The following is a 20439-nucleotide window of genomic DNA, read 5'->3' on the forward strand; positions in this document are numbered from 1 at the left end:
CCTGCAGCTACCCCCCACTGGAGCCAGAGTTGAGCCCCACCTCCCCCTCCCGTCGTGTCCGCACGGCCGGGGCGATAGCCGTCGTCGCCGCCCTCGCCGCCGTGGCCGTCCCCGCCACCACGGCCTCCGCCGCGCCCGCCACCCGCGAGGCGGCGATAGCCCAGGCCCGCGCCAACGTCACCCACAACTCCGGGGTGTTCGGCTACGGCGCGGGCCAGGACCTCGTCCTCAAGGACGTCGTCCTCGACGCCGACGGCGCCTCCCACGTCCGCTTCGACCGCACCTACCAGGGCCTCCCGGTGGTCGGCGGCGACCTGGTCGTCCACCAGGACGCCCGCGGCAGGCTCACGGACACCTCCCGGGCGGCCGCCCACGACGCCGCCGTGAAGTCCACCACCCCCAAGGTGCCCGCCCGGTCCGGCGCCGCGAACGCGCTCCCCGCCCCCGGCGTGCGGGACGCCGTCAGCACCCCCGAACTGGTCGTCTGGGCCGCCGACGGCACCCCTCGCCTGGCCTGGCGCACCGTCGTCGAGGGCACCGGCGAGCACGGCCAGCCGGCCGGCAAGGTGGTCGTCACCGACGCCACCACCGGCGAGCAGATCGAGTCCTACGACGCCGAGCACCAGGCCGCCGGCACCGGGAACTCCGAGTACACCGGCCAGGTCACCGTCGACACGACCCCGGCCAACGGCGGCTACACCCTCACCGACCCGGTCCGCGGCCACGTCACCAAGGACGCCGGCAACCTCTCCGCTAGCTCGGTCAAGGCCACCTCCGGCACCCCGTTCACCAGCACCACCAACGTGTGGGGCGACGGCAGGAAGTTCTCCACCGACCGCGCCACCGCCGCCGTCGACGCCCACGCCAACACCGCCTGGACGTACGACTACTACAAGAACGTGCACGGCCGGAACGGCATCAAGAACGACGGCAAGGGCGCGACCGTCTTCGTCCACGTCGGCACCAACTGGGACAACGCCCAGTGGTCCGACAGCTGTTTCTGCATGATGACCGGCGACGGCAACGGCAGCACCGACCCCGAGCAGGTCGACCTCGACACCATGGGCCACGAGATGACCCACGGCGTCACCAGCGCCACCGCCAACCTCCGCTACAGCGGCGAGTCCGGCGGCCTGAACGAGTCCACCAGCGACATCTTCGGCACCATGGTGGAGTGGTACGCCAACAACAAGATCGACACCGGCGACTACCTGTTCAGCGACCAGTCCACCCCGCCGTGGCTGCGCCGCTTCGACAAGCCCTCCCTGGACGGCAGTTCGGCCGACTGCTGGAGCAGCTCGGTCGGCAGGCTCGACGTCCACAACTCCTCAGGCGTCGGCAACCACTGGTTCTACCTCGCCAGCGAGGGCAGCGGCAGCAAGACCATCAACGGCGTCACCTACAACAGCCCCACCTGCAACAAGTCCACCGTCGGCGGCATCGGCAACCAGAAGGTCGCCAAGATCTGGTACCGCGCGCTGACCGTCTACATGACCTCCACCACCAACTACAAGGGCGCCCGCGCCGCCTCCCTCAACGCCGCCCGCGACCTCTACGGCGCCGGCAGCACCGAGTACAACGCGGTCGCCGCCGCGTGGAGCGCCGTCAGCGTCAACTAGCCCCGGTCCGGCCGATCTTGCCGGACCGGCTACCGGATCAGCCGTCGAACCCGACGTGCACGTGGTCGTGGTGGGTGTCGTCGGTGAAGAACCGGTTGCCGACGCCCGCGATCGCCACCGGCCCGCCCACGTTGTACGAACCGGCCGCCGCCGCGTCCCGCATGAAGGACTCGATCAGCTGCCGGGGCGTGGCCGGGTCCACCACCGCCCGGCCGTCGATCCGCCACACGTCGAAGGCCCGGCCCAGCGGATGGTCGCTGGGCCGGGCCGTCCCGAAGACGTCCAGGGGGTGGCCGGTGCGTACCACGCTCACCGACAGCGCGTACGGGCCGGCCAGCCGCAGCATCGCCGTCAGCACGGTGTCGTGGACGGTGCCGCTGCGCAGGTCGGCCGCCGCCTCCGGCGGCAGCTCGATCCTCGGCTCGGCCAGCACCCTGGCCACCGCCGGGGCGGGCGAGCCGGCGGCCGGGCCCGGGTCCCCCGGGTGCAGCGCGGTGACGGCCCAGCGCGGCTCGGCCCGGCTCAGCCGGACGTCCACCGTGATGCCGCCCGAGGCCACCGAGCCGTCCGGCTGCCTGGTCCACTGCCGGCAGACCACCAGCACGCTCGCCGAGTCGGCAAGGATCCCGCCGTACTGGGCGACGATCACCTCCAGGCTCGCCTCCGACGCCGCCGGGGCGAGCCTGCCCGCCTGGTCCGCCAGCCCGGGCGGCAGGCCCAGCGCCGCCACCCGGGCCCGGGCCGCCTCCACCCCCTGCCCGCCGGGCGGCCAGGCGCCGAGCGCGGCGACCAGCTCGACGGCGCGGCGCTTGACGTCGGGCTGGATCTCGCCGGGGCCGGGCTGCCAGAGCAGCGGATTGGGCAGCGGCGTAGGGGTCGGCGTCGGCGTTTCGGTGGGCGTGGCGGTCGGCACCTGGCTCCGGGAAGAACCCGAACTCGCCACGGCCGCACCGGGCTTGGCCCCGCTGGAACACCCGGCCACCCCCAGCAGCACCGCCGCCGCCCCCGCCCGCAGCACCCCGCGCCGGCCCGTGCCCCGGTCACCGTCCCCGGCCCCGTCCCGCCCTCCGCATCCGTCTCCGCGAGTCATGCGGTCAGTATGCGACCGGCGGCCCGGCCGGGCGCGGGCGTCAGCCCAGACGGCGGATCGGCTCACCCGCCAGGAAGGCCGCGATGTCCTCCACCGCCTCGCTGAAGTACCGCCGGTAGTTGTCCTGCGAGACGTATCCCAGGTGCGGGGTGGCCAGCAGCCGGGGCGCGCTGCGCAGCGGGTGGCCGGCGGGCAGCGGCTCGGTGTCGAAGACGTCCACGGCGGCGCCCGCGATCCGGCCGCCGGTGAGCGCGGCGAGCAGCGCGTCCTGGTCGACGATCGCCGCCCGGGAGGTGTTGACCAGGTAGGCCTCGGGCTTCATCAGGGCGAGTTCGGCGGCGCCGATCAGCCCGCGGGTGCCCGCGTCGGACGCCAGGTGGATCGACACGAAGTCGCTCTCCCCGAGCAGTTGCTCCTTCGTCCCGGCCCGGCGCACCCCCGCCTCGGCCGCCCGTTCGTCGGTCAGGCTGCGGCTCCAGGCGAGCACGTCCATGCCGAAGGCGAGCCCCACCCGGGCCACCGCGCCGCCGATCCGTCCGAGGCCGAGCAGCCCGAGCGTCCGTCCGTGCAGGTCGGCCCCGACGGTGCTCTGCCAGGGCCCGCCCTCGCGCAGCGCGGTGTTCTCCTGGACGATGCCGCGGGCCAGGCCGAGCAGCAGCGCCCAGGTCAGCTCGACCGGCGGGGTGCCGGAGCTGGCCGTGCCGCAGACCGTGACGCCGTGCGCCGCGGCGGCCTCGTGGTCGATCACCGAGTTGCGCATCCCGGAGGCGATCAGCAGCTTGAGCCGCGGCAGCCGGGCGAACAGCGTGGCGGGGAACGGCACCCGCTCGCGCAGGGTGACCACGATGTCGAACCCGGCGAGGGCGGCGGCCAGTTCCTCCTCCGAGCCGTGGTGCTCGCGGAAGGCCGTCACCTCCACCCGATCGGCCACCGGGGACCAGTCGGCGGAGCTGGTGGCGACGCCCTGGAAGTCGTCCAGGACGGCGCAGCGAAGCATCGGAAACGTCATGCCCGCAGCTTCCCAGACGGCGGCGGCCGGGTGGACCGGGCCCGTGGCGGTTGCCGGTCCGGACGACGGTCCGTGAGCGGGGCTGGGCCTTCAGCTGTCCGGGTTCAGCAGCGCCTCGGCGGTGGCCGTCCGGGCGTACAGCACCCAGCGGCCGGCGCGGTGGGCGCTGACCAGCCGGGCGTCCCGTAGGGCCGTCAGGTACTGGGAGACGGCCGAGGGGGACAGTCCGGTGCGCCGGGCGAGTTCGCCGGTCGAGGCGGGGGCGGCGAGTTCGGCGAGCAGCAGGGCGCGGGAGCGGCCGAGCACCGCCACGAGCGCCCGGGTGCCGGGTGAGGGGGCCGGCGCCGTCCACAGACCGCCGATCCCCCGGGCCGGGTAGGCGAGTTGCGGCGGGTCCGGCGGGGCGAGCCGGGTGTAGAGGGCGGGGCCGGTGAAGGCGGACGGGATCAGCAGCAGGCCAGGCCCGGCGGTGCCGCGCGGCAGCGGGCGGGAGCGACGGCTCAGTCGCAGGGCGCCGTCCGTCCAGCGCAGTTCCGTGTGCAGGTCGTTCAGCACCCGCTCGGCGCCGTGTTCGGCGGCCTGCCGGGCCCGGTGCAGCACGTCGGCGTCGAGCACCCCGCGGATCCGCGCCCAGTACGGCGCGAGGGCCAGCTCCCAGTACGCCTCGACGGCCTCGGCGAGCCGCGCCAGCCCGGCCCCGGGGTCGGCGTGCAGGGCCCGCAGCCGGGGGCCGAGGGCACCCTGGTCCGCGGCCAGCCGGTCCAGGTCACGCCGGACCTGCCCGGCGGGGGTGGCCCGGATCGCGGCGAGTTCACCGGCGAGGGTGGGGGCGGGGCCGTCCGGGGCCGGGTTGATGAAGTCGGGCACGTACCCGCTCGGCGGCACCACTTCGGCGAGCAGCCCGGACACCGCCGGGCCGAGCGTCGCCAGCCGGGGCCGCACCTGCTCCACCCAGGGCCCGTGAACGGCGTGCGGCAGCCCGGAGCGCAGCAGGCGCAGGCTCGGCCCGACCTCCCACATCGGTGCGACCGCGAACCGCATCCGTGCCAGGTCGCCCGCCGTGACCCGCAGTTCCGCCAAGGCCCGCCCCCGTGGATTCACACATGTCCGAATCAGTGGCGATCAGGCTAGTGCAGTGGCGATCATGACCGGCATGACCACCGACACCACCCCGACCGCCGACACCACCCCGACCGCCGCCGCCTCCGGCACCTGGCAGCTCGGCGACCGCGCCGTCCACCGGATCGGCTTCGGCACGATGCGCCTGCCCCAGACCGGACCGGCGCTGGTGCCCCACGCCGTGCCCCGCGATCGCGACCAGGCCCTGCGGGTGCTGCGCCGCGCGGTCGAGCTGGGCGTCAACCACATCGACACCGCCGCCTTCTACTTCTCCCCGCTGCGCTCCGCCAACGAGCTGGTCAACCGCGCCCTCGCGCCGTACGCCGACGACCTGGTGATCGCCACCAAGGTGGGCCCCGCCCGTGGCACCGACGGCCGGTGGAGCGACCACGCCCGCACCCCCGAGGCGCTGCGCGCCCAGGTCGAGGAGAACCTGCGCCAGCTCGGCCGCGACCACCTCGACCTGGTCAACCTGCGGATCCTCGGCACCGACTCGATCGCCGAACGCTTCGGCGCGCTCGCCGAGTTGGCGCAGGCCGGCCTGATCCGCCGGCTCGGTCTGTCCAACATCCACCCGCACCAGCTCGCCGAGGCCCAGGCCATCGCCCCGGTCAGCTGCGTGCAGAACCCGTACGGCATCGGCGCCCCGGCCTGCCAGGACGAACTACTGCGGCTCTGCGGGGAGCAGGGCATCGCCTTCGTCCCCTTCTACGCGATCGCCGGCGCCGGGCGGGAGGGCGGCGCCGGCGGGACGGAACCCGCCGAGGTCCGCACGGTGGCCGAGGCCCGCGGCATCAGCACCGCGCAGGTCCGGCTCGCCTGGACGCTGCACCGAGGCCCGCACGTCCTCGCCATTCCGGGCACCGGCGACGTGGCGCACCTGGAGGACAACATCGCGGCGGGCGCCGTGCGTCTGACGGCCGAGGAGCTCGCCCTGCTGGAGCGGGCCCACACCGGCTGACCCGGAACCACCGGCGGGCCCACCGGCGTCGCTCCGGGGAACCGTTCCCGACCCCGGAGCCCGCCCGTGCCCGCCACCGCAGCCGCCACCACAGCCACCGCGACCGCGACCGCGACCGCGACCCGCTACCTCTACCTCGCCCGGCACGGCGAGGCCACCCAGGACGGCCCGGACGGAGGCGGCCTCACCCCCGCCGGCCGCCGCCAGGCCGCGCTGCTCGGCCGCCGGCTGGCCTCCCGCCCCATCACGGCCGTCCATCACGGGCCGCTGCCCCGGGCCGCCGAGACCGCGCGGCTGGTCGGGGAGCGGCTCGACGGGGCGACGGTGTCGGCCTGCGCGGAGGCCGGCGACTTCGTCCCGTACGTCCCGGCTGCCGACGAACTCCCCGCCGACAGCGCCGAGTTCCTGCTGCGCTTCCTGGCCGGCGCCTCCCCCGAGGAGCGCGCCGCCGGCCCGGAACTGGCCCGCCGGGCCGTCGACCGCTTCACCGGTCCGGCGCCGGGCACCGAGGTGCGGCACGAACTGGTCGTCACCCACGCCTTCCTGATCGGCTGGCTGGTCCGCCACGCCCTGGACGCCCCGGCCTGGCGCTGGCTCGGCCTCAACGCCGCCAACGCGGCCCTCACCGTCCTACGCTTCGCCCCGGGCCGCCCATCGGCCGTCCTGGTCCTCAACGACCAGACCCACCTGCCCGAGGAGCTCCGCTGGACGGGCTTCCCGCTCGAACTGCGACTCTGAGCGGCCGACGGAGTGCCGGCGCCGGAAGTCGGCCCGCCCGACTTCCGGCGCGACCGGCGGGCGACAAGCGGCGACCGGCGACCGGCTACCGCTGGGCGGCGGCCTGGTACAGATGGCGGCTCACATCGCCGACCAGGGTGATCCTGACCCGCCGTTCCGCGAACCGCCAACGGCCGTCGACGCGTTCGAAGCGGTCCTGGTAGCGCCCGGCGGCGACGGGCTGCAGCGGTAGCTCGGGCAGGGCCTGCAGCACGGTGACGTACGAGCGCGCGGCCGCCGTCCCCGCCTGCTCGTCCACCTCGACGGCGAGGTTGCTGACCACGTGCTGGGTGCGCGGCGTGCCGTCCACGTAGACGATCACCGTGTCCCGGAACATCCGCTCGATCGCCTCGCGCCCGCGCACCGGCCCGCCGCTGCCGGTGAAGACGGCGTCGGCGAGCAGCTCGCCCAGCCCCGCGAAGTCCCCGTCGTCCACCAGCTCGGCGTAGCGCGCGATCAGGTTCCCGATCGCCTGGTGCCCCGCCGCCCGCTCCCCTGGCGCACCGTTCGCCATCGACACAACTCCCCCTCGTGCAGTCATCCGAGCCCTCCCCGGCGGGCGCCGACGACCGCCGACGACCGCCGTCGGGCCCGACGGGCCCGACGGGCTCATGATCCGGATCGTCCCTCTGCCGGGCGGTGCTGTCAAAGCGGGTCGGACCGGCCCTACCGCGGGCGTTCCAGGACCAGTTCGGTCCAGCTCACGTCCTGGCGTCCGTGCAGGTCGAGGCGTTCGCCGCGGTGGAGCAGCCGCAGGCCGTGGGTCTCGGCCAGGGTGACGGTGGGCTCGGCCGGGAGGTCGAACATCCGGCGACCGGGCGGGACCGGCCCGTGCCGCAGGGTGAGGGCGAGCCGACCGCCGGGGGCCAGCAGCCGGGCCACGGCGGCCATCGCGGGCGGGCGCTCGGCGGGGGCGAGGTGCATCCACACCGCGGTGATCAGGACGAGGTCGAAGCGCTCGCCCTCCGCGCTCAGGCCGGGCAGGGCGGGCAGCGCGTCGGCGACCCACCGTACGCCGGAGTCGGCATGCAGCCCTCCGCCGAGGGCGCGCAGTTGGGGTGTCGGCTCGGCCGCCACCACCCGGTGGCCCAGCGCCGCGAGGGCGGCAGCGTCGCGGCCGGTGCCGGCGCCGATGTCCAGGACGGCGGCGGGTGGGGCCGGGTAGAGGTGCAGCAGTGCGCGGTGGACCTCGGTGTAGTCCACGCTCTCGTACTGGACGGCGAGTTGTGCCGCCGCCTCGCCGTACCCGGCCGTGCCCGCCGGGGCGCTCACGCCGCCTCCCGGACGACCACCGCGTCACCGGCGGCGGCCGCGCCCGCGAAGAAGTCCCGCAGGTCTCGCAGGTCGTTGACGACCCGGCTGGCCCAGGACTCCGACCAGGGCGGCGCGGAGTCGAGTTGGGCGACCCTGCGGGCGAGCACCGTGTGCTGCTGGCGGACGAGTTCGCCGAGCGCGGAGTCCCGCAGGAAGGTGAAGGCGGCGGCGACCTGTTCGGGGCGCAGCACCAGCATCTCGTCTCCGTTCTCGCGGTGGGCGCCTGCGTAGACGGGCAGCCGGGCGGCCGGGTCGGGGTGCAGGCCGTTCTCGGTGAGCGCGAGTTCCATCAGGACGGCGGTCTGCCGCACGCCGAGGGCGAGTCCGGCTTCGACCAGCCGGTCGTAGTCGACGTCGCGGCTCCGGGGCACCAGTTCGCCGAGTTCCTCGGCTGAACAGGCGTCCACGGCCTGACCCGGCAGGCGACGCCAGAAGTGATCCACGCTCACCCGGAAAGCGTAGCGAACAGCGGGCCCGGCGATCGGTGACCGCGGGCCCGTCTCAGCATTCGGGCTGCGTCAGGATCCGAAGGGCGGGCTTCAGGCCTCGCCGGGGTGCCAGGCCGGCCATTCCCAGGGGCGGTCGGCCCAGTGCACCTTGGCGGGGTCACGCGGGTCGAGGCCGGGGAAGAGCTGCTGGATGCGGGGTTCGAACTCCTCGGGGGCGAGCGGCTCCCAGCCGTGGCCCTCGAAGTGGACGAGGCGGTAGCGGCTGTCGGTCCGGAACTCGGCGATCTCGACCGGGTGTGCGGACGTGCTGGTGTTATCCATGACCCCCAGCATGTGGCGCGACGGCAATCAGCGCCCGCTCAGACCCCTCTTCCGGGTCATGTCCCGGCGTCGGCGCGCTCGTTGAGCACGGAAAGGTACGGCGGGGGCGGTGCTGGAAGGACGATCACATGACTGGGCAGCCCACCGGAGAGCAGTGGCAATGGCCGTCGAACGCCTGGCAGCCCCCTCCGGTCCCCGTTCCGGCGCAGGCCGGGCCGCCTCCGCTGGGGCCGGATCCGGGGCCGGGCCAGGGCCCGCGGCGCCGTTCGCGGAAGGTCTGGGCGGTGACGGCGGGCGGGACGCTGGTGCTGCTGGCCGCGGTGCTGGTGATGTGCGGGCCGGGTTCCGGCGATGACCTCCGGGTGGTGGCGGTGCCGGGGGCCTCGCCGACGGCGTCCCCCTCGGACCTGCTGCCGGTCGTCCCGCCGGGCGGCACGCCCTCGCCCTCTCCGGGACCGTCGCCCGCGCCGTGGGGCGCCCTGCCGGTCGGCGGTACTCCGGCCGCGGCCTCCGGAGCGGCGGCCTCCGGCGGGGCGGAGCAGGCCGAAGCCCAGCACGCCTCGCCCGGGGCGCACCCCAAACCGGGGCGCGGCTCGCACCCGGGTGCGAGCGGACGCCCGACCCCGAGCGCGGGCCCGGGCGCGCCGGGGATCCCCTCGCTCGGCCCGGGCACGATCTGCGACCAGGCCGAGCGGGTCGGCCGCTGGCCGGCCGGTTCGGAGCAGGCCCGGATCTGCCGCGGCGTGTACGGCTGACCCGCACCAGGGGCCGCCGCGCGCCGGGAGCGGCCCCACGGCGTACCCCGCACGGCCCCACGGCGTACCCCGCACCGGCCTCACGACGTGCCCAGCAGCCCCTTGTCCAGCCGGGGCGCCAGCACCCGGGCCAGGGTGTCCGTGATGTGCCCGGTGTCCCGGTAGAGCACCACGCCCTCCAGGACGGCCGGGCAGTCCGGCCCGCTGCCCGGGCAGAGAACCGGCCCGAGGTCGAGGGTCCGGACGCCGTAGCGGGCCGCGAGGCCGCCGTCGAGCAGCGGGTCGGGCTCGAAGGCGGTCTCCCGGGGGAAGAAGCAGGCGTCGGAGCGGCCGTCGGAGGCGGCCAGGCAGGTGGGGATGTCCTTGCCCGGCATCGGGGTGTCGCCGAGGTAGGCGAGCGGGGCGCCGATCGCGGTCAGCCGGTCCAGGGTGCGGGTCCAGCCGGCGGTGCGCTCCTCCTGGCTGCCGTAGCGGTTGAGACCGGCCATCAGGACCAGCCGGGGCTTGGGCCCGGAGGTGAGGCGGGTGAGGGTGTTCTCGCGCCAGCGGTCGCATTCGTCGTAGGTGCGGCCGAGGACGTCGTTGCGCACGGTCAGGGTGGCCAGCGGGCAGCCCGGCTTGACCAGCACCTCCAGCGCCCAGTGCCGCTGTTCGGCCAGTTCGAGCCCGGCGGAGATCCACTGTCCGGCGTGCGAGTCGCCGAGCAGCACGATCCGGTCGGGACTGTCCTGGTTGCCGAACAGGCAGCGCGGGCTGGCGTCGGCGTTGAGCGGGATCTCGCAGCCCTTGCCGGGCGGGAAGTCCTCCCGGGCGCGGGCGAGCGAGGGGGTGAGGCCGAGCACCCGGGTGCCGGGGGCGAGCAGGGCGGGTCCGTCCACGGCTCCGGCGGGGGCGGCGGCCGGGGTGTCCGCGGTGCCGCCGAGCGCGCGGACGGTGCCGCCGCCGAGGGTGAGGGCGGCGATCAGCGGGATGACCAGGGCGCTGGCGCCGACGGCGAGGCCGCGCCGGGGCGCCGGGCTGCTGCCGTACCGCAGCGGCTGCTCGACCAGGCGCAGGGTGAGCCAGGCGGGCAGGGCGCTGGCGGCGGTCAGGGCGAGCAGCACCGTCCAGGGCAGCTGGCCGTACCGGGCCTGGGCGATGGTGAGCACCGGCCAGTGCCACAGGTACCAGGCGTACGAGAGGCGGCCGGCGGCGCGCAGCGGGCGGGTGGCGAGCAGTCCGCGGACCGCGCGGTCGGCGGGGGCGGCGAGCAGCAGGGCGGCGGCGCCCAGGACGGGCAGCAGGGCGGCCGCGCCGGGGAAGGGCGTGTTGCGGTCGAACAGCAGGACCGCCGCGAGGACGGCCGCCAGGCCCGCCCAGCCGAGCAGGCGCAGCGCCCCGGTCAGGGCGCGCCCGGGGGTGCGGGCGGCGAGGGCGCTGCCGAGCAGGGCGGCGCAGGCGCCGGCCGCGAACTCCCAGAGCCGGCTGCCGGTGGAGAAGTAGGCGAGCGGCGCGGAGGTGGCCGTCCAGCGCAGGCAGAGGGCCAGGGAGGTGCCGCCGATGGCGAGGGTGGCGAGGGTGATCGCCAGGGTGCGGCGGCGGCCGTGCAGGTAGCGGGCGAGGCCGACCAGCAGGACGCCCCAGAGCAGGTAGAACTGGTTCTCCACGCCGAGGGACCAGAAGTGCTGGAGCGGGCTGGGGTCGCGTTCGGCGGCCAGGTAGTCGGTCTGTTGGCCGACGAAGCGCCAGTTGGCGAACTGGCCGGCGGCGGCGATGAGGTCGCGGGCGAGGTCGGTGCCGCGCAGCGGGTCGAGCAGGGCGCCGCCGGCGGCCGCGGTGGCGACCAGCACGGTTGCGGCGGCGGGCAGGATGCGCCGGGCCCGGCGGGCGGCGAAGTCCCACAGGCCGATCGGGCGGCCGGTGAGCAACCCGGTGATCAGGAAGCCGGAGATGACGAAGAAGACGTCGACGCCGACGAAGCCGCCGGCGGGGCCGGGGACGGCGGCGTGGAAGGCGAGTACGGAGAGCACGGCGATGCCGCGAAGCCCCTCGATGTCGGGGCGGAAGGCGGTGCGCCGGCGGGGTTCGCCGGTCTGCGCCACCTCGGCGGTGCCGGAGGCGGAGGTCCGGTCGGTTCCGGCGGCGACGGCCTGCCGGTCCAACCGGACGGCTCCGGGCAGCAGTTCGGCGGAAGGGGACGTGGAAGACTTCGGTGGTACGGCCGTTGACACGGCGGTGCTCCTTGCTGGGCTGGCAGCGGTGGTCGGGCCGGCCGGCCGGGCCGATGGGGCGGCCGGGCGGCGGGGTCCGCGCCGGTGGGGCGACGCGCAAGGAAACGCAGCGTTGGACAGTGGGTCGGGTTCTGGAGTGCCGGCTCTTGGAAGGCCGGTTCCAGGGGCCCGTTCCGGAAGGTCGGGCTTCAGAAGATCAGCGGATCGGCCCAGCCGGAGGCGAGCACCCCGCACAGCAGCAGCACGGCGGTGAGGGCGACGGCCTCCGCCTGCCCGAAGCCGAGGTCGGAGCGGCGCCGCACCGGCGCGGCGACCTCGCCGCCCTTGCCCCCGGCCCCGCCGAGCAGCGGCCACAGCGCCCTGATCAGCGGGATCATGCTGTACGCGGTGAGCCCGAGCAGCGCGGTGAGCGCCCAGAAGGGCCGCCAGCCGTACTCCAGCGCGGCGCGCACCAGTCCCACCCCGCCGGCCAGGACGACGAAGCCGAGCCAGCCGACCCCGAGCCGGGCGACGCTTCGGGCCAGGGACGTCCCGCCGGAGACGGCGCCGGTGGGCACCCAGTCGGCGGAGCGGCGGCGCAGCGCGTGGGCGATGGCGATCACGTGGCAGAGCCCGCCCAGGAGTTGGACCCGGGTGACCTCGAAGCGCCAGCGGGTGCGGGACATCGCGGGCAGCAGGACGAGGGCGACCCAGATCGGCGGCAGGAAGGGCAGCACCTGCCAGGGCTGGATCTGCTCGGGGGCGAAGAACAGCATGATCAGCGCGGGCAGCGGCACGGCGAACACGTTCACCGCGCTGGTGAGGTAGCCGAGGATGCCGTTCCAGAAGCAGAGCCGGGCCGACCGCGGGAGCGGTCCCCGGCGGAAGTCCGGGTCACGGACGAGGGCCAGGGAGCCGAGGCACCAGCGGTACTGCTGGCTGATGAAGGCGGGAAGGCCGGTGGGCGACATCCCCTTGGCGACCAGCGCGGGGACGTAGCGGGTGCTCCAGCCGGCGCGGGCGAGGGCGAGGCCGGTGTAGAGGTCCTCGCTGTGGTCGATCTCGGCGAAGCCGCCGATCCGTTGCAGGGCGGCGCGTCGGTAGAGCGCGTTGGTGCCGCAGCAGACGGTGCCGTCCTGGGCGTCCCGGGAGGGCTGGATCCAGCGGTAGAAGATCTCCTGGGTCGCTCCCGCGGCGCGTTCGAGCCAGGACATGTCGGCGTCGGTGTCGAAGCACTGCGGGCTCTGCACGATGCCGACCCCGGGGTTGTCGAGGTAGGGCACCAGGTGGTGCAGGAAGTCGGGGCGGGGGCAGAAGTCGGCGTCGAGCACGGCGACGATCTCGCCGTCGCCCTCGGCCAGGCCGTGGTTGAGGTTGCCGGCCTTCTTGAACCGGCCGCGGTCGGGGCGGGCGCGGTACTGGAAGCCGTAGGAGCGGGCGAGTTCGCGCACCTCGGGGCGGTCGGCGTCGTCGAGGACCAGGACGGTGAGCTCGCCGGGCCACTGGACGGCGGCGGTGTGCCGGTAGGCGTTGTCCAGGACGGCCAGTGGTTCGCCGGCGGTCGGCAGCAGCAGGTCCACGCTCGGGTGGCGGGCGGGGTTCCAGGCGCGCAGCAGCAGGTCGTGCGAGTCACGGGTGAAGCGGCGGGCGCGCTGACCGTCGGTGAGCGAGAGCAGCCAGGTGACGGCGTTGAGCACGGTGAGCGCCAGGAACGGCCAGAGCAGCGGCTTGCTCAGCGCGAACAGGCCGAGGGTGGCGGTGGCTCCCGCGTAGGAGAGGGTGGCGCAGAGCAGCACCCAGCGGCGCTGCGGGCCGAAGTACCAGTAGAGCTCCTGGTCGTCGGGCGGGCTGGGGAGTCGGAGGTCGGGGTCCGCGGGTGTCCGGCGCGGACCGGTGGCGGGTGCGGGCATGGCGGTGCCATGGAGTACGGGCATGCGGAGAAGGCCCCCCTGGGCATCGGACGGAACTTTGCCGTTCGACCACAGCCTCTCATATTGGTCTGGACCAATCATGAACGAGGTATGACATCTCCGCATCGCCCCAGCTCAGCGACTTGAAGTTGCGTCAGACTGACGCCGGACCGTCGAACGATCAGTTCACCGACCCTCCAGGCGCCTCCCTCAGACCGCCTTCAGCTCCTTGATCAGCCGCTCGAAGCGGAGATCCGGCCGACGCGGGATTCCGAACCGCTCGTCCCCGTACGGGAAGGGGCTGTACTCGCCGGTCCGGCGGAAGCCGCGCCGCTCGTACCAGGCGATCAGCTCCGAGCGCTGCTCGATCACCGTCATCTCCATCACGCCGACGCCCCACTCCTCGCCCGCCAGTCGCTCCGCCCGGGCCAGCACCGCCCGGCCGATCCCGCCGCCCTGCAGGCCGGGCCGGACCGAGAACATCCCGAAGTAGGCGCGGTCGCCGCGCCGTTCCAGCTGGCAGCAGGCGAGCAGTTCGCCGTCCCGCTCGGCCAGCAGCACCAGGCCGTCGGCGTGACCGACGGCCTCCGCCACGGCCTCGGCGTCGGTCCGCTGCCCGCCCAGCAGGTCCGCCTCGCTGGTCCAGCCGGCCTTGCTGGTCTCGCCCCGGTAGGCGGACTCGACCAGCGCGACCAGGGCCGGGACGTCGGCGAGGGTCGCGGTGCGGAAGTCGGGCTCCCCGCTGGGCTCGGCAGCGGGCCCGGTGGCGGGCCCGGTGGTGGGCCCGGTGGTGGGCCCGGTGGTGGGCCCGGTGGTGGGCCCGGTGGTGGGCCCGGTGGTGGTCTCGGACATGGTGGTTCCTCCTCGGCAGACCTCGGCGGACGTCGGAAGACGTCGACTTCCGGGGCATGCTGCCACAGCACACGGCGGGCCGATCGATCCGGCCCGGAGCGTGGCCGGTCGAAACCGGAAGCCGGAAGCCGGAAGCCGACCAGGTGGCCCTCGCCGATCAGCCGCACCACTGCAGGGCCCAGCGCCAACCGCCGCCGCGACAGGCCCGCTCACACCGCGCTGAACGGAACGGGCCAGCGGCGCATGTGCGTGGGCAGGGTCAGTAGCGAGTCTCCGAGGCCGTACATCAAGTCCTCCGCCGACAGCAGACCGGCCGCCTCCCGCTGCGTCTCGGTGAGGAGACCGACCGCCAGCGGAGTGCGTCCGGCCAGGAACGTGGCGATCAGATCCGGGTGGTCGAGCATCAGATGGACGTCACGTTCCGCCCGGGCGTCCTTGACCGTGATGAACCCCGGCCCCCGCCGGAAGTAGCACAGCCCGTACCGGAACGCCTCCTCCCAGGCTCGCCGGCGGTCGGCCGTGAGCCCGGCGATCCTGCGCGGCGGCCAGAGGTGGCGCAGCGGCGCGGTATCGAGTTCGCTGCCGCCGGTGGCCGTCCACCGGACCGCCACGCCCTCCTCCAGGCAGACCCGCAGGAACGCCAGGAATGCCAGGGTGGCACCTGGGTCCCCGCCGAGGTCGACCTCGTCGCGCACGAGGATGGCACCGCGCTCCACCGTGGCGCCGTGGCCGGGGTCGTGTCTCCGCAACAGCTCTGCCGCCCGGTCACCGAACACCGCCGTCACGCGTTTCCCTCCCACGACTCCGGGAAGACGCGCGCCGGGAGGTCCCGCACCGCCAGTGCCACGGCGTCCTCCCCGTCGCGATAGACGAGCCCGAGTCCCGCCAGGCGCACCAGCGCCGCGGCCACCTCCTCCTCCGACGCCCGCCATCCCCGCTCGGCGAGCGCCCGGTGCACGGACCGCGGGGTACGGACCCGCTCGGTGAGCCGGTACACGGCAGCGTCCAGACCGCGCAGTAGGTGGTCGCGCGCCGACCAGCCGTGCCTGCGGTCGGCGATCCGCACCTCGCCGTCGGCGTCGGCCACCACCACCAGGGACGAGGCGGCGTGGGCGGCCTGCCACGCCTCGACCGCTCGGTGGAGCCGTGCCTCGACCTCGCCCCGGATCCCCTGCGGCGGTGTGTCGAACAGGTAGACCAGGTCCGCCAGTTCCTCCGGAGGCAGATCGTAGATGTGGTCGTACACGCGGGACGGGGTCCGCTCGGCGAACCCCAGCTCCGGGCGTTCGAAATTCGGGCTGAATCGTTCCAGCGCTATGCGTATCGTGCCGCCCGGCGGCTGGAGGTGCACCAGCGCGGGCATCTGGTCGATCACGGCCCGGTAGTCCGCGTCGCGTTCCCCGGGGAAGCCGTAGAGGTAGTTCCAACTCACCGTCAGGCCGCGGTCGTGGCAGTCGCGTAGCAGGCGCACGTTCCGGGCACCGCCGACGCCCTTGTCCATGAGGTCGAGCACCCGGGCGTTGAGGCTCTCGATGCCCGGCTGGATGTGCACCACCCCGGCTGCCGCGAGCAGGTCGAGCTGGTCGGGGCGGAGATTGGACTTGACCTCGTAGTGCACCCGCAGGTCCCAGCCACTGGCGGCCATCCGCGGCAGCAGGTCACCGAAGTAGCCCATGTCCATGATGTTGTCCACCATCACCAGGTCCAGGATGCGGTGGCGCTCGACCAGGTCGGACACCTCCTGCCACACGGCGTCGGCGTCCTTGCTGCGGAAGGCGATGGCCGAGCCGTTGAGCCCGCAGAAGGTGCAGTGGTGCTTCTCCCCCCACCAGCAGCCGCGCGCTCCCTCGACTGCGAGCTTGGGCTCCACGAAGGTGCGCGTCGGCGATGCCTCCAGGGCGCGCTGCCAGTCGGTGTAGTCGGGGGCGGGGATCAGGCCGGGCGGGACCTGCGCGGCGCTCTCGGGGTTCGCCACCGGCCGGTCGCCGTCCCACCAGCACAACCCTGGAACGTCGAGCGGCCGGGTGGCCGCGGCGACGTGGCCCAGCAGCGCCGGGAAGGCCAGTTCGCCCTCGCCCCGGACTGCGAAGTCGACGAAGCGGTGGTTGCGGTGCAGTGCCGCGCCCATCGGTCCGTCGCAGTTCGCTCCGCCCATGACGGTCCGCACGTCGGGGCGCCGCTGCTTGAGCAGCCGGGCGACCGCGAGGCTCGGCACGTTCTGCATGAACGTGGTGGTGAACCCCACGACGTCCGGGTCCGCGCTCAGGATCTCGTCGACGACCTGCTCGACGAAGGGGCGCGCGAAGGGGCGCATCCTGCGCACCACCTCGATGTCGACGCCACTGGCCTTGGCGTAGTGGTCGAGCTCGAACTCGCGCCAGTGGTCGTCGTCGTAGAGCACCCCGGCGAACACCCAGTCCCCCAGCCCGTGGTGCAGGCCGGTCTCCGCGACGTGCGTGTAGTCGTGCGGGGTGAGGTCCCCACCGCTCTCGGCGAGCAGGAACGCGGCCCAGTCCATCGCCGCGTGCACCTCGGAGACCTCGGCTTCCGGCCGGGTCAGTGCCACGCGGCGGCGCAGGATGCCGATCGCCAGCGAGGGCAGCTCCAGCAGCTGCCACGGCATCGACACCAGGCTCAGCCTCAAACTCCGCTCCCGCGTCGGGTCGGGACCCCGCAGTGGGTGGGGCCCCGACCGTCGAACAGTCTGTCCTGGCTTCGGCTCAGTTCTCCCGGTCGGCGGACGAATCGACCCGGGACGGGGGAGCATCGATCCGGTAGGCCGGTGGGGCGTCGATCCGGTACACCGGCGGCGCGTCGATCCGCGGAGTCGAGTTCGAAGCCCCGCTGCTCATCACGGTCTTGGTGATCTGCATCGTGGTCACCTCCTCTCCTACGGGCAGTGGCGCGCGACGACCCGGACGTTCACTCGCTTCCGGGCTCGCACGCCAAGTCACTTTAATCGGCAAATGGTTACTGGTGAATAGCCGCGCAGGGGGACGACCGATGCGGGTACAGCACGGTTCTGTACGGGTCTCGCGCGGGCGGGCCTCGAAGACGGGTGCCGTCGCGGGCGCCGATGAGGCGATCCCCCTACCCTGGCGCCGAGCTCGCCGGCGACGACCGGCTGAGCGCCCTCGCGCTCGGCTGATCCGGTGATCCGGCAAAGCGGTCCGCCGGCGGCTCCCCGCGGGCCGGGGAGCCGCTCAGGGCGTGTCTGACAGTTCGCGTCGGATCAGCGCGCGGCGTCGGGGTGCGTGCATCGCAAGGCGGAGGAGGGAGTCCGTGCGGTGGGGGCACCTCCCGGTCGAAGGCCGGGGGCCGTCGGCGACCGGCGACCACGCGGCGAGGCGCGTGCCCCGGCGTCGCGCGCCCGGCGGGAATCGTCGGACACGCCCTACGGCCGGTCGGTCAGCTCCGGCGCGAACACCGTGCCCAGCGGCTCCGGCCCCACGTACTGCTGGCAGTTGCACTGCCCGGGCTCGAAGCTCACCGGGCGGCGGTCGGCGTCCCAGGCGGTGGGCGTCTCGACCACCTCGTGGCAGCGGCCCTGCCGGTCGTGCTTGGCCAGGTGGTGGGTGCAGCCGCAGACCGGCTCGGGCGGCCGGTGGGCCTCCTCCAGGGCGAGGCGCTGCTGGTGCTGGGCGTCGAGCAGTTCGAGCTTGCGCTCGTGCCGGTCCTTGATGTCCCGGCGCACCCGGTTGACGATGTTCCCGCCCCCGTACAGGACGGCGGGCGCCAGCCACCACAGGTCCCACAACGAGCTCATCGACGTCCCCCCAGCCTGCCGTTCTTCCGGACCAGATCATACGGCCGACCAGCGGGTACGGTGCCCGCGCGGCTGGCGCCGCCGTCCGGCTCAGCGGATGATCGGCAGCACCGGCGCCGAACTGCGGCCCGCCGCCGCTTCGATGAAGGTCACCGGGTCGGTGGCCTCGGCCAGCAGCGCACGGGTGAAGTGCAGCGCTCCCTCGGCCGGGGCCGGGCCGCCGACCGCCGCGATCAGGTCGAGCAGGTGGACGGTCGCCTCCATCAGCGCGACCTCGCCGAGCGCCCCCACCGTCACGGGCCCGAGCAGCGGGTGCGTCACCACCGTGTCGGACGCGAGGTCCGCGATGCCGGCCAGGGCGGCCGGCCCCTCGGCGCCGAACCGGGCGATCAGCGCTGCCGGTTCGATCGCCTTCGCGGCCTCCTTGGCCAACTCGGCGACCTGGCCGGCGGCGGTGTGGGCGAGCCCGCCCGGCTGGTTGAACGTCCGCAGGATGTCCGCCCCGCTGGTCAGCCCGGCCGGGCCGTCGACCACGATGGCGCGCAACCCGGCGAACTGCTCCGGTACCGGCGCCACATGGGCGTAGAGGTCCCGCACCGTCCACTCGGTCAGCCGGGTGGGCCGGTCCCAGTCCGCCGCGCTCAGGGCCGCTCCGCGTTCCGCCCAGGACGACCAGGCCTCGGCCAACATCTCGTTGACGCTGGTGTTCTGACTGCCCATCGTCTCCTCCTCGAACCACCGTTCACCGGAACACCCCCACGGTACCTTCCACCCCGGGAAAAACCCCTTGCACCCCTGCGGTCCGGCCGCCACCATCGGCCCATGACCTACGCCTCCGCCCGCCCGCTGCCCCTGACCGCCACCGCCCGCCCGGCCGCCGTCCAGCAGCAGCCCGGCCGCACCCGGAGGCGCGACCGCGCCCGCGGATGAGGGCCGCGCTGCTCGCGGGGCTGCTCGCCGGGTACGGCGTGGCCGTCCCGGTGGGGGCCGTCGGGGCCTACCTGGTGGCGCTCACCGCGCGGAGCTCACTGCGCACGGGGGCCTGCGCCGCCCTCGGCGTGGCCACCGCGGACGGGCTGTACGCGCTGCTCGCGGCCGTCGGTGGCGGCGGCCTCGCGCCGCTGCTGGCGCCGGCGGCCGGTCCGCTGCGGATCGCCTCGGCCGTGGTGCTGCTCGCCCTGGCCGTCCGCACCGCCGTCACCGCCCTGCGTGCCCGACGCTCCCCGGGCACCCCGGGCACCCTGACGGCGCCGACCCCGCCCGGCCCGGTGCGCGCCTTCCTGACCATGCTGGGGATCACCCTGCTCAACCCGCTCACCGTGCTCTACTTCGCCGCCCTGATCCTGGGCGGCGACGGCCGGGCCGGCGACACCTCGGGCCCGCTCGCCCGGGCGGTGTTCACCCTCGCCGTCTTCGCCGCCTCCGCGAGCTGGCAGCTGCTGCTCGCCTCCGGCGGCGCCCTGCTGGGCCGGTCCCTGACCGGTGCCCGCGGCCGGCTGTACACCGCCCTCGGCTCGGCCGCCCTGGTCGGCGGGCTCGCCCTGCGGCTGCTGCTGGGGTGACCTCGGCGGCAGCCGACGGTGGCGAGCCGGTTCGGTTCGGTCGGTCAGTTCGTTCGGTTCGTTCGGTTCGTTCGGTTCGGTCAGATCCTGGCGCCGAGCATCCGCAGCACCAACTCGCCGTAGCGGCGGCCGAGTTCCTCCGGGGTCTCGGAGGAGCGCTCGGTGTACCAGCGGGAGACGTCGATACCCAGCGAGGTGACCGCGCGGGCCGCCGTGCGCACCTCGGAGACCTGGAACTCCCCGGCCGCCGCGCCCGCCTCGATCAGGGTGCTGACCTCGCGCTCGATGTCCAGGCGCAGCGCGGCGACCAGTGCGTAGTCGTCCTCGGGCAGGGCGTGCAGTTCGTAGTTGACCACCCGGCCGACGGTCCGGGCCCGGGCGTGCCAAGCGGTGAACTGCTCGACCAGTCGCCGCATCCGCTCCGCCGGGCCGCCGCCCCCGGCCGCCGCCTCCCGCACCAGGGTGAGGGTGGCGGCGTGCCCGGCCCGGCTGATCTCGGCGAGCAGGGCGGCCTTGGACTGGTAGTGGATGTACAGCGCGGCGGGGCTCATCCCGGCCGCGGTGGCGATGTCCCGGGTGGTGGTGGCGTGGAAGCCGCGCTCCGCGAACGACTCGACAGCCGCCTGGAGCAGCCGGTACGCCGCCTCGGGGCGGGTGTCGGCGCCGGGCAGGGTCGGCCAGAGGTCGGCGATGGGCGTGCTGGTCATGGCGTCATCCTCGCAGAGAACTCGTACAGGCTTTCCCGT

Annotated in this window: 21 protein-coding genes; 5 read left to right on the forward strand and 16 right to left on the reverse strand. The window is 74.6% G+C overall.

Annotated features, from left to right (window positions below):
• Positions 1 to 29 precede the first annotated feature (29 nt).
• Positions 30 to 1619, forward strand: coding sequence for a M4 family metallopeptidase (locus ACZ7BZ_RS10675; protein ID WP_470358042.1), 1590 nt, complete (start codon positions 30 to 32; stop codon positions 1617 to 1619).
• A 37-nt stretch (positions 1620 to 1656) separates the two neighbouring features.
• On the opposite strand, the gene ACZ7BZ_RS10680 is transcribed toward ACZ7BZ_RS10675, so the two are convergent.
• The 3 genes from ACZ7BZ_RS10680 to ACZ7BZ_RS10690 form a co-directional block, all read right to left on the reverse strand.
• Positions 1657 to 2709 carry a hypothetical protein gene (locus tag ACZ7BZ_RS10680; RefSeq protein ID WP_470358043.1) on the reverse strand — a complete coding sequence of 351 codons (1053 nt, stop codon included), beginning with the start codon at positions 2707 to 2709 and terminating at the stop codon, positions 1657 to 1659.
• 40 nt (positions 2710 to 2749) lie between these two features.
• Entirely contained in the window at positions 2750 to 3718 is a 969-nt protein-coding gene (locus ACZ7BZ_RS10685; RefSeq protein ID WP_470358044.1) for a D-2-hydroxyacid dehydrogenase family protein, read from the reverse strand.
• A 90-nt stretch (positions 3719 to 3808) separates the two neighbouring features.
• The gene (locus ACZ7BZ_RS10690) at positions 3809 to 4798 is read right to left on the reverse strand and encodes an ArsR family transcriptional regulator (RefSeq protein ID WP_470358045.1); all 990 of its coding nucleotides are present in this window, start codon (positions 4796 to 4798) and stop codon (positions 3809 to 3811) included.
• A gap of 64 nt (positions 4799 to 4862) precedes the next feature.
• Here ACZ7BZ_RS10690 and ACZ7BZ_RS10695 point away from each other — a divergent pair, with 64 nt between their 5' ends.
• Positions 4863 to 5798, forward strand: coding sequence for an aldo/keto reductase (locus ACZ7BZ_RS10695; RefSeq protein ID WP_470358267.1), 936 nt, complete (start codon positions 4863 to 4865; stop codon positions 5796 to 5798).
• Between the two features lie 66 nt (positions 5799 to 5864).
• Positions 5865 to 6536: a histidine phosphatase family protein gene (locus ACZ7BZ_RS10700; RefSeq protein ID WP_470358046.1), complete on the forward strand. Its 672-nt coding sequence runs from the start codon at positions 5865 to 5867 to the stop codon at positions 6534 to 6536.
• Between the two features lie 85 nt (positions 6537 to 6621).
• On the opposite strand, the gene ACZ7BZ_RS10705 is transcribed toward ACZ7BZ_RS10700, so the two are convergent.
• The 4 genes from ACZ7BZ_RS10705 to ACZ7BZ_RS10720 all read right to left on the reverse strand — a co-directional run bounded on the left by ACZ7BZ_RS10705 (position 6622) and on the right by ACZ7BZ_RS10720 (position 8659).
• Positions 6622 to 7089 carry a nuclear transport factor 2 family protein gene (locus ACZ7BZ_RS10705; RefSeq protein WP_470358047.1) on the reverse strand — a complete coding sequence of 156 codons (468 nt, stop codon included), beginning with the start codon at positions 7087 to 7089 and terminating at the stop codon, positions 6622 to 6624.
• Between the two features lie 152 nt (positions 7090 to 7241).
• Positions 7242 to 7847, reverse strand: a complete 606-nt coding sequence (locus tag ACZ7BZ_RS10710; RefSeq protein WP_470358048.1) for a class I SAM-dependent methyltransferase — start codon at positions 7845 to 7847, stop codon at positions 7242 to 7244.
• Entirely contained in the window at positions 7844 to 8338 is a 495-nt protein-coding gene (locus ACZ7BZ_RS10715) for a hypothetical protein (protein WP_470358049.1), read from the reverse strand. The genes ACZ7BZ_RS10710 and ACZ7BZ_RS10715 overlap by 4 nt, the downstream gene beginning before the upstream one ends.
• Before the next feature lie 90 nt (positions 8339 to 8428).
• Positions 8429 to 8659 carry a hypothetical protein gene (locus ACZ7BZ_RS10720; protein WP_470358050.1) on the reverse strand — a complete coding sequence of 77 codons (231 nt, stop codon included), beginning with the start codon at positions 8657 to 8659 and terminating at the stop codon, positions 8429 to 8431.
• 128 nt (positions 8660 to 8787) lie between these two features.
• Here ACZ7BZ_RS10720 and ACZ7BZ_RS10725 point away from each other — a divergent pair, with 128 nt between their 5' ends.
• Entirely contained in the window at positions 8788 to 9414 is a 627-nt protein-coding gene (locus tag ACZ7BZ_RS10725; RefSeq protein WP_470358051.1) for a hypothetical protein, read from the forward strand.
• 80 nt (positions 9415 to 9494) lie between these two features.
• Here the strand turns inward: ACZ7BZ_RS10725 and ACZ7BZ_RS10730 are convergent, their stop codons facing one another.
• The 8 genes from ACZ7BZ_RS10730 to ACZ7BZ_RS10765 form a co-directional block, all read right to left on the reverse strand.
• Positions 9495 to 11624, reverse strand: a complete 2130-nt coding sequence (locus ACZ7BZ_RS10730; protein WP_470358052.1) for an acyltransferase family protein — start codon at positions 11622 to 11624, stop codon at positions 9495 to 9497.
• Positions 11625 to 11812: 188 nt separating this feature from the next.
• The gene (locus ACZ7BZ_RS10735; protein WP_470358053.1) at positions 11813 to 13537 is read right to left on the reverse strand and encodes a glycosyltransferase family 2 protein; all 1725 of its coding nucleotides are present in this window, start codon (positions 13535 to 13537) and stop codon (positions 11813 to 11815) included.
• A gap of 186 nt (positions 13538 to 13723) precedes the next feature.
• Positions 13724 to 14365 (reverse strand): GNAT family N-acetyltransferase, encoded by a 642-nt coding sequence (locus tag ACZ7BZ_RS10740; RefSeq protein ID WP_470358054.1) that lies wholly within the window; start codon positions 14363 to 14365, stop codon positions 13724 to 13726.
• A gap of 209 nt (positions 14366 to 14574) precedes the next feature.
• Positions 14575 to 15150, reverse strand: a complete 576-nt coding sequence (locus ACZ7BZ_RS10745; RefSeq protein ID WP_470358055.1) for a DUF5825 family protein — start codon at positions 15148 to 15150, stop codon at positions 14575 to 14577.
• A complete protein-coding gene (locus ACZ7BZ_RS10750; RefSeq protein ID WP_470358056.1) occupies positions 15147 to 16988 on the reverse strand; it encodes a RiPP maturation radical SAM C-methyltransferase in 1842 nt (613 codons plus the stop codon). Before ACZ7BZ_RS10750 ends, ACZ7BZ_RS10745 begins: the two co-directional genes overlap by 4 nt.
• Positions 16989 to 17085: 97 nt before the next feature.
• Positions 17086 to 17247: a hypothetical protein gene (locus ACZ7BZ_RS10755; RefSeq protein ID WP_470358057.1), complete on the reverse strand. Its 162-nt coding sequence runs from the start codon at positions 17245 to 17247 to the stop codon at positions 17086 to 17088.
• A 512-nt stretch (positions 17248 to 17759) separates the two neighbouring features.
• Complete coding sequence (locus tag ACZ7BZ_RS10760) at positions 17760 to 18131, reverse strand: hypothetical protein (protein ID WP_470358058.1); 372 nt, start codon at positions 18129 to 18131, stop codon at positions 17760 to 17762.
• A 90-nt stretch (positions 18132 to 18221) separates the two neighbouring features.
• Complete coding sequence (locus ACZ7BZ_RS10765; RefSeq protein ID WP_470358059.1) at positions 18222 to 18851, reverse strand: maleylpyruvate isomerase N-terminal domain-containing protein; 630 nt, start codon at positions 18849 to 18851, stop codon at positions 18222 to 18224.
• A gap of 206 nt (positions 18852 to 19057) precedes the next feature.
• Between ACZ7BZ_RS10765 and ACZ7BZ_RS10770 the strand changes: the two genes are divergently transcribed.
• Complete coding sequence (locus ACZ7BZ_RS10770; protein WP_470358060.1) at positions 19058 to 19693, forward strand: LysE family transporter; 636 nt, start codon at positions 19058 to 19060, stop codon at positions 19691 to 19693.
• A gap of 80 nt (positions 19694 to 19773) precedes the next feature.
• Here the strand turns inward: ACZ7BZ_RS10770 and ACZ7BZ_RS10775 are convergent, their stop codons facing one another.
• Complete coding sequence (locus ACZ7BZ_RS10775; RefSeq protein WP_470358061.1) at positions 19774 to 20400, reverse strand: TetR/AcrR family transcriptional regulator; 627 nt, start codon at positions 20398 to 20400, stop codon at positions 19774 to 19776.
• Positions 20401 to 20439: the final 39 nt, after the last annotated feature.

The sequence above is a fragment of the Kitasatospora sp. NPDC036934 genome (assembly GCF_055608425.1).

Bases quoted from the DNA above. Each gene is read 5' to 3' on its own strand.
- ACZ7BZ_RS10705 (WP_470358047.1), bottom strand. From the start codon at position 7,089: ATGGCGAACGGTGCGCCAGGGGAGCGGGCGGCGGGGCACCAGGCGATC.
- ACZ7BZ_RS10775 (WP_470358061.1), bottom strand. From the start codon at position 20,400: ATGACCAGCACGCCCATCGCCGACCTCTGGCCGACCCTGCCCGGCGCC.
- ACZ7BZ_RS10770 (WP_470358060.1), top strand. From the start codon at position 19,058: ATGAGGGCCGCGCTGCTCGCGGGGCTGCTCGCCGGGTACGGCGTGGCC.
- ACZ7BZ_RS10760 (WP_470358058.1), bottom strand. From the start codon at position 18,131: ATGAGCTCGTTGTGGGACCTGTGGTGGCTGGCGCCCGCCGTCCTGTAC.
- ACZ7BZ_RS10720 (WP_470358050.1), bottom strand. From the start codon at position 8,659: ATGGATAACACCAGCACGTCCGCACACCCGGTCGAGATCGCCGAGTTC.
- ACZ7BZ_RS10765 (WP_470358059.1), bottom strand. From the start codon at position 18,851: ATGGGCAGTCAGAACACCAGCGTCAACGAGATGTTGGCCGAGGCCTGG.
- ACZ7BZ_RS10680 (WP_470358043.1), bottom strand. From the start codon at position 2,709: ATGACTCGCGGAGACGGATGCGGAGGGCGGGACGGGGCCGGGGACGGT.
- ACZ7BZ_RS10685 (WP_470358044.1), bottom strand. From the start codon at position 3,718: ATGACGTTTCCGATGCTTCGCTGCGCCGTCCTGGACGACTTCCAGGGC.
- ACZ7BZ_RS10750 (WP_470358056.1), bottom strand. From the start codon at position 16,988: ATGCCGTGGCAGCTGCTGGAGCTGCCCTCGCTGGCGATCGGCATCCTG.
- ACZ7BZ_RS10735 (WP_470358053.1), bottom strand. From the start codon at position 13,537: ATGCCCGTACTCCATGGCACCGCCATGCCCGCACCCGCCACCGGTCCG.
- ACZ7BZ_RS10740 (WP_470358054.1), bottom strand. From the start codon at position 14,365: ATGTCCGAGACCACCACCGGGCCCACCACCGGGCCCACCACCGGGCCC.
- ACZ7BZ_RS10725 (WP_470358051.1), top strand. From the start codon at position 8,788: ATGACTGGGCAGCCCACCGGAGAGCAGTGGCAATGGCCGTCGAACGCC.
- ACZ7BZ_RS10695 (WP_470358267.1), top strand. From the start codon at position 4,863: ATGACCGGCATGACCACCGACACCACCCCGACCGCCGACACCACCCCG.